The organism is Nocardia sp. NPDC102475 (assembly GCF_055584605.1).
In genome coordinates, this window is the sequence record NZ_JBVJLS010000080.1 from 1 (window position 1) to 1,096 (window position 1,096).

The 1,096-nt window shown below is 64.1% G+C and carries 1 protein-coding gene; it reads left to right on the top strand.

From position 1 onward, the window contains the following. Window positions 1-50 precede the first annotated feature (50 nt). Window positions 51-1,096, top strand: a 1,046-nt coding sequence (locus tag ACZ60G_RS44145; RefSeq protein WP_465818410.1) for an IS630 family transposase, incomplete at its 3' end; no start/stop codon positions are given.

Below are 1,096 nucleotides of genomic sequence, written 5' to 3' on the forward strand. Positions count from 1 at the left end.
CTAGTGTGTCGCGCCTGAAATTAGGCAAGTAAGTATGTAACCTATTTTGTGTGTCGCATCGTGGGCCTTCTGCTGTCGAGATTGTGCTGTCGGATGTCGAGCGTGCCGAGCTGGTGCGCAGGTCGGTGTCGCCGGATCGGCGTGACGCCGAGCGGGCGCGAATCGTGCTGGCCTGCGCTGAGGGTCTTTCGAATGCCGGCGCTGCGCGGGATCTGGGTCTGGCTGTGGGGACGGTGGCGAAATGGCGGCGGAAGTTCGCCGCCGAGCGGTTGGCCGGGTTGCATGATCGTGGCCGTGACGGTCGGCCGAAGGCCGAGCTGGTGTTGAGCGATACCGAACGCGCGCAACTAGTTTCGTGGGCGCGCCGGGCCAAGACGGCCCAGTATCTGGCCATGCGGGCGAAGATCGTGCTGGCTTGCGCCGAGGGTGTGACGAACAAGCAGGTCGCCGCGGACCTCGGTGTGGATGAGTCGAGTGTGATCCGGTGGCGGGGCCGCTTCGTCGCGGACCGGCTCGACGGTCTGGGTGACGAGCCGAGGCCGGGCCGGCCGCCCTCGATCCTGCTCGACCAGGTCGAAGACGTGGTCGTCGCGACGCTGGAAACGTTGCCCGGCAACGACACTCACTGGTCACGGGCCACCATGGCCAAACGCAGTGGGCTGTCGAAATCGACCATCGGCCGGATCTGGAAGAAGTTCGATCTCAAACCCCACCTGCAAGATTCGTTCAAGCTGTCCACCGACCCACTGTTCGTGGAGAAAGTTGTCGATGTCGTTGGCCTGTACCACAATCCGCCCGAGAAGGCGATCGTGCTCTGTGTCGATGAGAAGAGCCAGATCCAGGCCCTGGACCGCTCGCAACCGGTGCTGCCGATGACCGTGGGCACGCCCGAACGCCGCACCGACTACCTGCGCCACGGCATCACCAGCCTGTTCGCCGCGTTCAACATCGCCGACGGCACCGTCATCGGCGAACTGCACCGCCGCCACCGTGCCACCGAATTCAAAAAATTCCTGGTCACTATCGACAAAGCCGTGCCCCGCGACCTCGACGTGCACCTGGTCTGCGACAACTACGCCACCCACAACACCGCCGA